Raw genomic sequence first — 12,771 nt, forward strand, 5'->3', positions numbered from 1 at the left:
TCACCTTTAATGGGTGAGATGAGAGGTGCCAAATGACCATACGCGACAGCATTGAAGCACTAGAACAACAAATTTATGTAGCCTGCTCTGAAGGTGACTATGAGACAGTCAATCAGTTAGAACATCAGTTGGAAGTGTTACTGTATAAGGCACAACACCCTTTTGATGATGATCCTAATGGGTTAAATAGCGGTTCGACAACAAATGACGAATGGCGCTGAGTAAAAGACGGGAGCCATATCGCTCCCGTCTATTTATCAGATCATTAAAAAACAGAAAATTAGAAAAAGTCTATTGAGTTACGGCCACTTTCAGCATCTTTGCTTTTAGGTGCATCGGAGTTTTCTTTCTTTGTGGTCGCCGGCTTATTTCTAGCCGGTTTGGTTTTTGACGCCTTTTGCTTCGGCTTAGGCACATTTGTTGCTGCCACTACCGACGTCACATCAGTTTTAGGTACTTCAGTCACAGGTTGGTCACACAATACAACGTAGTACTCCTGGTTAAATTCAAGAAAATCCCCATTGTACATTTTACGTCGTTTTCGAGTTTCAAGTTCTCCATTGACTGCCACGTAACCATCGCTAATCAGGAATTTTGCTTGCCCGCCACCATCCACTAGGTTAGCAATCTTTAACACCTTATAAAGCTCAATAGGTTGCGACGAAACTTCAATACCAATCGCCTCTATTTCAATTTCTTCGTTTTCTAATGTGTCTTTATCGTTAATCATTACGTTTTTCTTATCACGAATTTTCACGCAGTGTAATGCTAAATGCACAAATTAGGAACCACAGTTAAATACTTCAACTGAACTTATAAGCCCACCGTTTTGTCATACACACATCACTCAGGTTACCTTGTCACCATTTTCTGAATGCGTTCCGCTCGCTGTTCATCGCTTTCTTGACTTGGTGGTGGCACGGTAAACTGCAGGGCGTTGCGCGATTTCCGCCAACCAACGTTGTAGGTGCTCGAGCCCGTCAATATTAATGCCACTCCATTCGTAAATTCTCACCCATGGCCATGTTGCGATATCGGCGATGGTGTATTCATCACCCGCAAGATAACGGTGATGCTCTAATTGGCTATCCATGACTTCAAATAGACGTCGCCCTTCTTTTTGGTAACGATCAATGGCAGGTTGTATTTTTTCTGGAAAGTAACGAAAGAAAACATTAGCTTGTCCCATCATCGGCCCTACGCCCCCCATTTGAAACATTAACCATTGGATCACTTGAGAGCGGGCTTTCGGATCTACGGGCAAAAATTTTCCCGTTTTTTCTGCTAAGTAAAGCAAAATTGCCCCAGATTCAAATACTGGAAAATCATCGTTATCTTTATCTACAATTGCGGGAATACGTCCATTCGGATTGATGGCCGTAAACTCAGGCTCTTTTTGCTGATTGGTTGAAAGATCAAAAGCGTTGACCTTGTATGGCAGCCCCATTTCTTCTAATGCAATGGAGATTTTCTGACCATTCGGCGTTGCGGCGGTGTACAGTTCAATCATTCTTAGGCTCCTCGGTGAAATGATGGACGTTGCTCAACGGATTTAAGCAAATAGCAAAATTGCCACTTTGTGTCTCAACAAGGATATAAGCAGTAATCTCTTTAGACGTAAACTCTCATGCACGATAAACTAAACATAACCCATAATTTTATAACGAATTATCTATGATAAAAGTGACAGTGTCTCGCTTAATAAAAGGCCACGACTTAAAGCAATCTATTGCCGCGTTGATAAAGCAAGAGAATATACAAGCGGGCAACATCGCTTCTTGTGTTGGGTGCCTATCTGAAGTGCGCATCCGCCTCGCTGATGGATCTTCAGAGCTACACCTTGTTGATGCATTTGAAATTGTCTCTTTGATTGGCACGCTAACCGCATCTCATCAACACTTGCACATTGCGGTTGCAGATAAAACAGGCAAAGTGATCGGTGGTCATCTTTTGGATGGTTGTCTTGTCAATACTACCGCAGAGCTGATTTTACATTCCTACCCTGACTTAGTGTTTGAGCGAGAATTTGATAATCAAACGGGCTACAGTGAGCTGGTGGCACCTTGTTAAAATCCCTTTAATGATAAAAGTGAATGCACATATACTAGTCTACATTCTGTAAAATGTGGTGAAGCGTGTTTTTTATTCACCCATTTCTCCCCAATAACGATAGGCAATTCGACGTTGAGCAATTTCCGTCTGTGAGCTATCTCTCACATCTGTTCTTTTTGTAATAACTCTGTATAATTCGCCGCCTATTTAACCATTGTTTATGTTCTGCTGATTTGGCGTCTGCACATCACTGATTCGCTAAACTGAATACCTAGGAAAACTCTCTTGATCTCTACCGCAAATATCACCATGCAATTTGGCGCTGAGCCTTTATTTGAAAACATTTCTGCAAAATTCGGTAACGGCAATCGCTACGGTTTGATTGGCGCTAACGGCTGTGGTAAATCGACGTTCATGAAGATCTTGAGTGGCGCGTTAACTCCCAGCTCAGGCAACGTCTCCATTACACCAGGGCTAAAATTGGGTGTGCTGAGCCAAGATCAGTTTGCTTTCGAACAGCATACGGTAATTGATGCCGTGATTATGGGTGACCGTAAACTATGGGAGATCAAGCAAGAGCGTGACCGCATTTATTCATTAGCCGAGATGAGCGAAGCCGACGGCATGAAAGTCGCCGAGCTTGAGAGCGAATACGCTGAAATGGATGGTTACACCGCCGAAAGTCGCGCGGGTGATATTTTGTTAAAAGCGGGAATTGAGGAATCGTTTCATTTTGGCTTGATGCAACAAGTGGCTCCTGGTTGGAAACTGCGCGTTTTGTTGGCGCAAGCCTTGTTTGCCAACCCAGATATTTTGCTGCTCGATGAGCCAACCAACAACTTAGACATCCACACCATTGGTTGGTTGGCTGAAGAACTTAATCAGCGTAAATGCACCATGATTATTATTTCCCATGACCGTCACTTTTTGAACTCAGTGTGTACCCATATGGCTGATATTGATTACGGTGAACTGCGTATTTATCCGGGTAATTATGAGTATTTTCTTGAAGCGTCAAGCTTGATTCGAGAGCAGTTACTCTCTGGCAACGCGAAAAAAGCGGCTGAGATCAACGAACTGCAAGACTTCGTTAACCGCTTTGGTGCCAATGCTTCAAAAGCAAAACAGGCTAGCTCACGCGCAAAAAAAATGGACAAGATCAAGCTTGATGAAGTGAAATCCTCAAGCCGCATCAGTCCTTCGATTGATTTTGGTGAAGGAAAGAAACTGCATCGTCTTGCACTTGAACTACAAAATCTCGGCCACGCTTTTGACGATGAACAGCTCTTCAACGGTGGCAATCTGCTGCTTGAGGCGGGCTCGCGTTTGGCGGTAATTGGTGAAAACGGCGTCGGTAAAACAACCTTTCTACGCTGCTTAGTCAAAGAGCTGCAGGCCAACCAAGGTGTGGTGAAATGGTCTGAGAACGCCTCAATTGGCTATTGCCCTCAAGACAGTACTGTCGATTTTGATAACGATCTGACTATCTTTGATTGGATCTCGCAGTGGCGCACAGTAAAACATGATGATTTGATGGTGCGTGCCATTCTTGGCCGACTACTCTTTACAGCTGATGATGTGAATAAGAAAGCAAGAAACTGCTCGGGTGGTGAGAAGAACCGTCTGCTATTTGGCAAACTAATGATGCAAGATATCAACGTGCTGATCATGGATGAGCCAACCAACCACATGGATATGGAAGCGATTGAGGCGCTAAATAACGCGCTAAAGTCCTACACGGGGACACTGATTTTTGTTAGCCACGATCGCGAGTTTGTCTCTTCGCTGGCCACTTCGATCATTGATGTGAAAAACAAACAGTTGGTCTACTTCCAAGGTACGTACGATGAATACTTGGCTCATCAACAGAAGTTGTTAGCTGCGGCGTAATCAAACCAACGTCATAGCTCCTGATACTTGTTGCCGCCAGAAATGACGGCAACAACGGATAATTTAGATACTGCTGTTTAGTCTTAGCTTATTTTATCGGCCACTGACAAGCCGCCTACTTGTAACTCCAAGTCGTTTGGGTACCACTGTGATTTGTTATAACTCTGGTTTAACCCAAACATTGCTAAAATCAAACCAGCCTAACGCGTTGCATTTCGCGTTTTGTAATGCACCACATTGATCTTTGCTTATCCCTAACCAACAGTGGAACATCGGGATAACTTGCTGTTTTTCTATCAAAGACTTGCCAATCTCTTTGGCCGGAAATATGGCATTTGGATCGGCGCGCCATTCATCCACTAACTGGCACCAATACGAAAAATCTTCAGCGCGGCTTAAATGCTCGATATCACTGTAATCAAGTAACCATCCTGCTAACGCATCTTCTCTATGGTTGGCAATTCCCATCGGTTTGACCCAAACATCGACAGCATCGGTGTCTTCAACCGTCAAATCATATTTAACAAGCTCCACCGAAATCCCATCTTCTTTTAACAACTGTTGTATCGTTTTCACTAAGCTAGGAAACATGGGGTGCTGAGCATGATATGCAATGGTGATCGAACGCTCGCCCGGCGGTGTAGCGGCAACATCTCCCGATGACTGATGATACCAGCCCGGTTTCAAGCCATAAGCAGGTAACACCCCCAACTCGACCACTTTGTCTTCTGGTAATTGACGAAATAGGTTGAGAGTACTGAGCTTATTGGTAAGGTAGCGAGCCCAATTTACATCCGCGGCGACGCCATTTTTTCGATTGAGTAACAAGTAAGTACAGCCGGGATCAAGATCCACGTCTTCTGTAAATGAACCTCGCTTTGTTTTTATCGGATGCGATAAGCTAGGAAAAACCATCGAAGAATGTACTTCGTCAATCACCCACACTTCGACCCGGTCTAATAAAGGCCTAAATCCAAAATATCCATCAAACGCTTGCAAAACTAAGCGTTTTTCATCATTTAAAATGACTTTGTAAGGACCAGTACCAATCGGCATTAAATCAAAATTATCACTACGATTGGACTCTGGTAGTAAAATCTTGGCACATGACTCAGATAAAAGAAGCGGTAAGCGACTATCCGCTTTTTGTAAAAAGATATCGATAACCCAGTTGGAGGGCGAGCTGATCCTATCAAGATGGGAGAATAAGTTCAGAAATCGCAATTCCCACAAACTTTGGATAACACCGTCGGTGGTAAGCAAATCACCATTGTGGAAACGAACCCCTGGCCGAAGATAAAAACGCCAATGTGTTGCTGTCACCGATTCCCATGTATGTGCGAGATCTGGCTGCAGCTGTTCATATTCATCTAGCCGCGTTAGCCCACTAAAAATTTGCATTACGATATGTTGCTCAGATCGACGCATGGATTTTAGCGGGTTTAGCATTGAAAGCGGGCGATAATAAGGCAACCGTATGACTTGCAGACCTTCTTGATGCTGAACACCAAGATAGCTTTGGATCACTTGCGTCAGTTTCGCCGCATCTTGATCCAGTACCGAAAATGCATGGCCAATTTTACCTTCATCTAAGTATCGACGCGCAAGGTTTTCACTGACATCACTGCGACTACGTTTAAAAATGAGATCGGATAATTTTCCACGCCCCGCCGCAGGACGCCATTCTATCCAGCCTTCATCCTCCATTTTATTTAGAACAATACGCGCATTACGGCGTGTGCAGAAAAGGATCTCGGTGATCTCTTCTAGCTGGACACCAACATCTTGGCCGTTAAAGTGCTCAAATAAGGATTCAAATTGAACGCGAAGTCGTGGGCTACTCATAAAGAGGAAATCTCAGTTTATAAAAAACAGAGGTAGTTTCCTCATTTTATATTGGTTATGCAATAGTCTTAATCACTGTTTAAAGAATATTACAGCCGAGTTGTTGAGAAAGTTGCTGAATTTGCTCTTCGTTGTCCAACTTAATCGACCATTTACTTTCTGAGCAATTTACAGAGATGACATTCGCCCCTCTCCCAATGAGCTGAACAGCATCGGCTTGGGCTTGTAGCGTGATGGCGAGATCACCCAATACTCGTACCACTAATTCATGGGGTGTTACGATGATTTTTCCACCTGAAAATTCAATCACCATTTTATAAATCAACCTTGATAGCTTGAGAACGGTTACGAATTTTTTGTACTGCGACCGTCAAACGGCTAGTGCATACCAAACGTTCGCGCTCATCAGTGATATTGATTTGCCATACTTGCGTTGAAATACCAAGATGGATAGGTGTCGCTGTTCCTATAACCATCCCCTCTCGCATGGCGCGAACATGATTAGCATTAATGTCTAACCCTACACAATAGTGTTCTTGATCCACACTGAAGTTCGCGGCAACTGAACCTAGGGTTTCCGCAAGTACCACCGAGGCGCCACCATGCAGCATACCAAGCGGCTGATGGGTAAAGTGACAAACAGGCATGGTCGCAGACAAAGAGTGATCACTATAATCGGTATAAATAATATTGAGATGCTCTATCAAGGTGTTTTTGGAGGTGGCGTTTAATGTTATTAAATCGATAGGCTTCTTCCAAATATCCATGCTTTTTTGTCTCATTCATCGTAAAAGAGATTCATTCTATACTTAAAAGGTAGCAACTTGCAGCGAGTAATCAGTCAGTTCCAGCGATTGAGATCCTGCCAACTAAACATTTTCGAGACAGATCCGATCGCTCATAAATATTAACTGCAGTGTTGTCATTAGCCGTTTATCGGTGCTAAGAAGCCTCTTCATACAAAGATGTCATTTAAGCGCTTAAAGATGAGCACAAAAAGTGCTCTGATACATGGCTTACAAGTGTCAACGTACCGACTCAAGTACCTAAAATGCGTAATGGTAGTTGTAGCAGCTCATCCCCTGTCGTTGCAAAACCCCAAATAATAGCGATAAGTGCAGCCACTAAGCTGACATACCAAAGTGAAGCTACAATTTGTCCATATCGATTCAGAGGTAGCAAATGACTTTGATGACGCTGCTTCCATTCCATCACAATTTCAATGCTGCCCATAATCAATAAAAAGCCGAACAGGGTTAATCCAAGCCAATAGCTCAAAATGACACCAGCGATAGCCGCAAGAGCACACAACGCAATCCCCAAAGTGCTGTTCATAGAAAAGCTGATGCTTTTTAATACGTGACCACCATCAAGCGGCAATATAGGCAATAGATTGAATAGATTGAGAAAGGCATTAAAAACAGCAAGGCCGGCAAAAAATATCTCTCCCGTTATCCAATAAACGACAACCAGCACAACCGAGAGCAGCAAACCAAAAAATGGCCCCATAATTGAGATCACTACATCTTGCCAACGTGTATTGATTTTTTCATCACTTAATGCCAAGCCACCAAGAAATGGAATGAGATAAATGCCTTTAGTCTTCATACCAAAATACTTCATCGCTTTGATATGGCCAAATTCATGGAACACCAAACAGGCAATAAGCGCCATAGCAAACTGGAAGGAAAATAACCACGAATAGGCTGCGATACTTGCTGACGCCAGAACAACTTTAATCAGCTTGGCACTTTTCAGTGCTTTCATACCAAGTGAGACTAGACCAATAAGGCTAAAACGTCGCTCCGGCTTTGGCGGGTTATAAGGTGTTTGTTTTTCAACGTCTTTTTCTGAACGCTCGCCCTGCGTGACAATGTCACCATTCACCAATGCCTGATAACTCAGTTTAAAAGGTTGCCAACTCAGATTAACATTCAGCTCACACTGGATCGGCGTTTCACCACTTAATAACTGAAACCGATGGGTCGTTGTCGCCTCGATATTCCCTGTCGCATCGCATTGCGCGACCAGTTGATTATCCCAATAGAGTTGCTGCCAGCCTGACATTGAACCTTCGAGACGAAGTGATTTTCCTAAAAATGGAGCGGAAAGGAGTTCCACAGTGATACCTACATACAAACATAAAAACGGCGTTCATTATGCCTTTGGGCAATAACAGCGTAAAGCACGATGCCCATTTTCTTACTATTGACGATGACTTAGTTCAATTCCCTCACGAATACCAAGCTTTTTGCCATCTCCCCTTTTAATTCCAGTCGTAACGTGGATAATACGCGCTTACATATTTTTACAAGGTGGGTACTATGTCTACTGAAGCAACTTTACTTGAACGCAGCCAATCAAAATGTGAGCTTTGTTCATCAGAATCTCCATTAGCTCCATTTGTGGTAGCGCCACACACTATGGTTACTGTTGACCATGCCGTTATGTTGTGTGATGTCTGCAAAGGCCAAATTGAGAACCCAGAAACAGTAGATGTGAACCATTGGCGTTGTTTGAACGACAGCATGTGGAGCCAAGAACAACCCGTTCAAGTTCTGGCGTGGCGTCAACTTAAGCGCCTTGCGGCCACTGAGGGTTGGGCTCAAGACCTACTTGATATGATGTATCTTGAAGAAGAAGCTGCAAAATGGGCTGAAATTGGTATGGATGATGATGCAGAAAAGCCTCGTGATGTGAATGGCGTAGAACTGAAAAAAGGCGACGACGTAACCATCATTAAAGATCTCCCTATCAAAGGCTCAAGCCAAGTCATTAAACAGGGTACTGTGGTTCGCGGTATCAGTTTAAGCGACGATCCTAAGTTGATCTCTGGTAAAGCTAATGGCCAATCGATGTATATCATTGCTGAATACTGTCGCAAAAAATAATAGCCATTGACGAATAAAACAAAGGCGCAACTTAGTTTGCGCCTTTGTTTTTCGGAAACCGTTGTTTTCATGAGCAGTGAAACTAGTAAATTTTAAATACAAAAAAGCCGACGATTTAATCCGTCGGCTTTTACATCTCTACACATTGAATTAACGGTATAAACCGATATCTTTCTGCATGTGACCAGACAAATTATTCGCGTAGTAGCTGCGAGGTTCGCTGTGGTCGACAAACAGAATATCAACTAAATGTGCAATCAATCCTTTGAAGTTAACCGCGTAGGTTTTTTTATCCATAGAGGTAGGTGCTGTAATCGTACCCATATTCATTGCTTGTGCCATGATAGCCTCTCTGTTAATTCGGTAACTTACTTTGTTGAAATGAATTCTAGGTGATATTTTTTTGGTTAAAAAATGACAAATTTTCCACATTCAAATTAGTTATTCTAATGAAACAACCCCATAACAATGCATGCTTTTATTATCCACGATAATCGACTACTTATTCACATTAAGTTTGATTTGGTGAATTTAAATCGCAATGAAAAACAAAAACACCGGTTATTTACAAAATTTTCACATTAATATTTTTATCGTCGGTTAGATAAAGGATAAATAAAAGAGAGAGGTAAGTATTGTCAAACACTTACCTCCGTTTACTTATATTATGACTTATGAGTAGCAGGTAATGGACTTCTCTGCTTATAGACAGAAGCCAACACCGCAATAATCATAGTGACTAACAGTACACCCAGTGAGACTGGTGTCGGAATTTCCCACGCAGAACCGACTAGCATCATCTTAATACCAATGAAGATCATGATGAAGGAAAGCGCTGGTTTTAGATAAATAAACTTATCCATCATCCCTTGCAACACAAAGTACAAAGATCGCAAACCAAGTAACGCAAACACGTTCGCTGCTAACACTAAAAAGGGTTCGCGGGTCACGGCAAAAATAGCCGGTATTGAATCTAATGCGAACATGACATCCATAAAAGCAATCACGCCAATCACAATCATCATTGGAGTCACAAACCATTGCTTATTGCGGCTCACAATCAAAGCATTCCCTTCGTAATGATCCGTCACATTGAACCAGCGTCGAATCAGTTTCTCCGGCATTGGGTTTAGCTGTTCATCGCCTTTCTCACGCGCAAGTTGAATACCGGTCCACATAAGAAATAATGCAAACACATAAAGTAACCAATGATATTGTTCAAGCAGTTGCGCGCCAATCACAATCATCACCGCTCGTAAACACAAAGCACCGATCACTCCCCACAATAGAGCCCGCGGGCGTAAATGCTCTGGGACGGCGTATTGATGAAAAATAATCGCAAAGACGAATAAGTTATCAACACTTAACGATTTTTCTAACAAGTAACCAGTAATAAACGAGATCGTCGCCTTTTCGGCACTGTATGAACTGGTTGGTGCGTAACTATCCCAAAAGAAATAGATACTCGCGGCGAATGCAAACGCCAGCATAAACCAAATCACGCTCCAAACGGCCGCTTTAGTGATCGTGACTTTACCGCCACGGGTTTGCCAAATATCGATAACAACAAGAAATAGAGTCAGAATTGCAAAGCTGAGATAGGTTGTTGGGGTCATATATCCTCCAAAGGCGGAAGGATAAGATGGGATTAACCGATCGAAACCTTCCGCAAACAAAAACCGCTGTTCATAATGAACAGAGCTGAATGCGTTGGTCTCGTCGAAATAAGCATTCCGTTTTTAACAGAAGGCTATTTATACTTACCGGATAAGCATGCGCTTAACGAGCTGACGATAAGTAAACAAAGGCGACTACTCCCCAATCAGCGCGGATTTTATGCCTATTGGATGCAAAGGTCCATAGCCGTGATCAAAAAAAGGAGCCATTTATGCTCCTTTTTAGCTTAGATTTTTATACGCCTGCCAGTGGTAATAAATACACCAATACAGACCATGCACTGACCCAAGCAACGACGACAGCAGCATCTAACCAATCTCTAATCCACATTATACTTTCCCCTTTCACATCTTCATGCACCTTCATCGGGTTGAAGATGCGCTAAGACTGAAAGTTAAAAAGCAAAGTCTATGCCAGTAAATTTATGTCAAACCGAGTTACTGATAATGATGTTGGGGTTGAGTTCCTGCGTGGTTAAGTATTTCAGGTTTTTCCGTCAGCAGTTCAATAAACGCATCGGCCATTGACACATTCGAAACAAAACCTTCTCCCTTCATTTTCAGTATCGCATCATATCCCTCTTTGCCTTTCATGGTATAGGCCGAAGAGGTTCCACAATAATAACCATTAAGATCAATAGGTTGCCAACCTTTTTGCTCATCAAATAACAACATATTTGTGATGCGTTGTCCTACAGGCCGATCGGCGGCATAAGTAAACGAGAGATTGTGGGTGTAAGGATAACTGCCAGAACCTGTGCCGTCGACCCCATTGCCCAGTGCATTATTAATCGCCCCTTCAAGCATCTCAATTAAGGTTTCTCCCTGCACTCGGTAGACACCAATAGGAACGGCAAAAGGCAATAAATTTCCGGCAATGTCTGCCACCGAAACTTGTCCGGCGTTGAGCGAGTTTCTGACTCCACCAGCGTTATGTATTGCAAACTGCACGGGGTGCCCTCTTTGCCGCATGGCATAGACGAATGATTGAGCCACCAAAGGAGCCAACTCACTCGGCCCAGTTTCATCAGGAATTCTGACGTGTCTTAAGAAACGATCAGCATGTGCGATAATATTTTGTTGCAGCTGACGTACTCGCGGCATGTATTTATCGATCAATATTCCTTGGACCTGCGGATCTTTCTTACACACCACCACATTAGGGTGCTGGCTTAAAAATTCGCACGCCGCTAAATGGGTGTTATCGGTGCCCGCTTCGCTCATGCTGGCATCAAGAAACAGTCGACGGCCCAGTAACAGTTCATTACGACCCTGAAATTTGTCCACTTTGCCATCGGCTGAAAAGTCGATATAACAATGACCTAAGCTCAAAGAATGATAACCGGATTGGACGACATAAGTGTCATTAATTCTTAAACCATACTCATCATCTTTCATCAGCCCTAGTGCACTAAAATCACCTTGTAATCGGTGGCTATGCCCGCCGACGACAACACTAATACCTTCCACTTGCTGTGCGAGCTCAATGTCCGCTTCATAACCTAAATGGCTAAGTAGAATAATTTTGTTGATCCCTTTAGCGCGAATTTCAGCAACCGTATTTTTCGCCGTTTGGATAGCGTCAATAAATGGAGTATCGAGATCTGGGTTGGCAATATCAGCCATTTTATCGAGTGACAAGCCGAAAATTGCAATCGTTTCATCACCAGCCTGTTTTTCTATCCAGCGAGCGTATTTACCTTGAGGTTGATAACTTATCACTTGCGGGCTACCGGCTATTGGAAAAGGCTTATTCGATCTTTCATTGGAAAGATCCCAATTGCCAGCTAGCAATGGAAATTGAATACGTTTAACAAAATGGGCAACGGGTTCATTACCCATATCCAGTTCGTGATTGCCTAATGCCATCGCATCAAGATTCAATGCGTTGAGCATGTCCGCATTGGCTTTACCTTTAAATAGCGAGAAATAGAGCGTGCCTTGGAAACAATCCCCAGCGTGTAAAAATACAAAGGCTCGCTTCATACGCACCGCATCTTCTTTCAATTGCTGAACTCGTGTTGCAATTCGTGCAAAGCCGCCAGCGCTTACATACGGTGTTAAAGTCTGCTGTTCGATGTGGAGAGTCAATTGCAGCGATGTCGGTTCAAAATATGAGTGAGTGTCATTAATGTGTGCCAGCATAATTGATGCTGGTCTATTCTTTTTATGCATCATTTATCTTTCTCTTCTTTTTCCACTCTATCCTAGCTGAAGAATCATGACAGAATCGTGACTTTTATGAAACGAGTTTGAAAATATAATTACGCTAAGTCAACCTCATCACGCTTTGTAGCCTTTGTCTCATTCGGCTGCCCCTACATAAACACTTGATATGTGAGCCAGCAGCCTACTTATCTGCATAATTTCCATTATGCTTAAAGAAAAACAGACTCAGCGAGAAGCTAACTTGTTGA

12 protein-coding genes and 1 pseudogene are annotated in these 12,771 nt (G+C 43.0%); 4 read left to right on the forward strand and 9 right to left on the reverse strand.

Annotated features, from left to right (window positions below):
* Nucleotides 1-32 precede the first annotated feature (32 nt).
* Nucleotides 33-221: a hypothetical protein gene (locus AACT23_RS06020; RefSeq protein WP_013867807.1), complete on the forward strand. Its 189-nt coding sequence runs from the start codon at nt 33-35 to the stop codon at nt 219-221.
* Between the two features lie 59 nt (nt 222-280).
* Here AACT23_RS06020 and AACT23_RS06025 read toward each other — a convergent pair whose 3' ends face one another.
* Both AACT23_RS06025 and AACT23_RS06030 read right to left on the reverse strand, forming a co-directional pair.
* Nucleotides 281-730 (reverse strand): RNA-binding S4 domain-containing protein, encoded by a 450-nt coding sequence (locus AACT23_RS06025; RefSeq protein WP_176428623.1) that lies wholly within the window; start codon nt 728-730, stop codon nt 281-283.
* Between the two features lie 122 nt (nt 731-852).
* Nucleotides 853-1,510: pseudogene (locus AACT23_RS06030) on the reverse strand (glutathione S-transferase family protein).
* 164 nt (nt 1,511-1,674) lie between these two features.
* Here AACT23_RS06030 and AACT23_RS06035 point away from each other — a divergent pair.
* A complete protein-coding gene (locus AACT23_RS06035) occupies nt 1,675-2,070 on the forward strand; it encodes a PPC domain-containing DNA-binding protein (protein WP_017042825.1) in 396 nt (131 codons plus the stop codon).
* A gap of 267 nt (nt 2,071-2,337) precedes the next feature.
* Complete coding sequence (locus AACT23_RS06040) at nt 2,338-3,942, forward strand: ABC-F family ATPase (RefSeq protein ID WP_094127234.1); 1,605 nt, start codon at nt 2,338-2,340, stop codon at nt 3,940-3,942.
* 156 nt (nt 3,943-4,098) lie between these two features.
* On the opposite strand, the gene AACT23_RS06045 is transcribed toward AACT23_RS06040, so the two are convergent.
* The 4 genes from AACT23_RS06045 to AACT23_RS06060 all read right to left on the reverse strand — a co-directional run bounded on the left by AACT23_RS06045 (nt 4,099) and on the right by AACT23_RS06060 (nt 7,908).
* Entirely contained in the window at nt 4,099-5,787 is a 1,689-nt protein-coding gene (locus AACT23_RS06045; RefSeq protein ID WP_017046920.1) for an SgrR family transcriptional regulator, read from the reverse strand.
* Nucleotides 5,788-5,866: 79 nt separating this feature from the next.
* On the reverse strand, nt 5,867-6,100 hold the full coding sequence (locus tag AACT23_RS06050; protein ID WP_010320752.1) for a DUF3389 domain-containing protein: 234 nt from the start codon (nt 6,098-6,100) through the stop codon (nt 5,867-5,869).
* A gap of 1 nt (nt 6,101) precedes the next feature.
* Nucleotides 6,102-6,554, reverse strand: coding sequence for a hotdog fold thioesterase (locus AACT23_RS06055; protein WP_176428624.1), 453 nt, complete (start codon nt 6,552-6,554; stop codon nt 6,102-6,104).
* 271 nt (nt 6,555-6,825) lie between these two features.
* The gene (locus tag AACT23_RS06060) at nt 6,826-7,908 is read right to left on the reverse strand and encodes a site-2 protease family protein (protein ID WP_094127238.1); all 1,083 of its coding nucleotides are present in this window, start codon (nt 7,906-7,908) and stop codon (nt 6,826-6,828) included.
* A gap of 203 nt (nt 7,909-8,111) precedes the next feature.
* On the opposite strand from AACT23_RS06060, the gene AACT23_RS06065 reads away from it, so the two are divergent.
* On the forward strand, nt 8,112-8,678 hold the full coding sequence (locus tag AACT23_RS06065; RefSeq protein ID WP_026027787.1) for a PhnA domain-containing protein: 567 nt from the start codon (nt 8,112-8,114) through the stop codon (nt 8,676-8,678).
* A gap of 150 nt (nt 8,679-8,828) precedes the next feature.
* Here the strand turns inward: AACT23_RS06065 and AACT23_RS06070 are convergent, their stop codons facing one another.
* The 3 genes from AACT23_RS06070 to AACT23_RS06080 all read right to left on the reverse strand — a co-directional run bounded on the left by AACT23_RS06070 (nt 8,829) and on the right by AACT23_RS06080 (nt 12,532).
* Nucleotides 8,829-9,020 (reverse strand): hypothetical protein, encoded by a 192-nt coding sequence (locus AACT23_RS06070; RefSeq protein ID WP_017042819.1) that lies wholly within the window; start codon nt 9,018-9,020, stop codon nt 8,829-8,831.
* 323 nt (nt 9,021-9,343) lie between these two features.
* Nucleotides 9,344-10,294: a TerC/Alx family metal homeostasis membrane protein gene (locus AACT23_RS06075; protein WP_176428625.1), complete on the reverse strand. Its 951-nt coding sequence runs from the start codon at nt 10,292-10,294 to the stop codon at nt 9,344-9,346.
* Nucleotides 10,295-10,792: 498 nt separating this feature from the next.
* A complete protein-coding gene (locus tag AACT23_RS06080; RefSeq protein WP_094127242.1) occupies nt 10,793-12,532 on the reverse strand; it encodes a bifunctional metallophosphatase/5'-nucleotidase in 1,740 nt (579 codons plus the stop codon).
* Nucleotides 12,533-12,771 lie beyond the last annotated feature (239 nt).

The sequence above is a fragment of the Vibrio sp. V09_P4A23P171 genome, assembly GCF_963875615.1.
Lineage (GTDB): Bacteria > Pseudomonadota > Gammaproteobacteria > Enterobacterales > Vibrionaceae > Vibrio > Vibrio anguillarum.

Bases quoted from the DNA above. Each gene is read 5' to 3' on its own strand.
- AACT23_RS06070 (WP_017042819.1), bottom strand. From the start codon at position 9,020: ATGGCACAAGCAATGAATATGGGTACGATTACAGCACCTACCTCTATG.
- AACT23_RS06050 (WP_010320752.1), bottom strand. From the start codon at position 6,100: ATGGTGATTGAATTTTCAGGTGGAAAAATCATCGTAACACCCCATGAA.
- AACT23_RS06075 (WP_176428625.1), bottom strand. From the start codon at position 10,294: ATGACCCCAACAACCTATCTCAGCTTTGCAATTCTGACTCTATTTCTT.
- AACT23_RS06065 (WP_026027787.1), top strand. From the start codon at position 8,112: ATGTCTACTGAAGCAACTTTACTTGAACGCAGCCAATCAAAATGTGAG.
- AACT23_RS06025 (WP_176428623.1), bottom strand. From the start codon at position 730: ATGATTAACGATAAAGACACATTAGAAAACGAAGAAATTGAAATAGAG.
- AACT23_RS06080 (WP_094127242.1), bottom strand. From the start codon at position 12,532: ATGATGCATAAAAAGAATAGACCAGCATCAATTATGCTGGCACACATT.
- AACT23_RS06045 (WP_017046920.1), bottom strand. From the start codon at position 5,787: ATGAGTAGCCCACGACTTCGCGTTCAATTTGAATCCTTATTTGAGCAC.
- AACT23_RS06020 (WP_013867807.1), top strand. From the start codon at position 33: ATGACCATACGCGACAGCATTGAAGCACTAGAACAACAAATTTATGTA.
- AACT23_RS06055 (WP_176428624.1), bottom strand. From the start codon at position 6,554: ATGGATATTTGGAAGAAGCCTATCGATTTAATAACATTAAACGCCACC.
- AACT23_RS06035 (WP_017042825.1), top strand. From the start codon at position 1,675: ATGATAAAAGTGACAGTGTCTCGCTTAATAAAAGGCCACGACTTAAAG.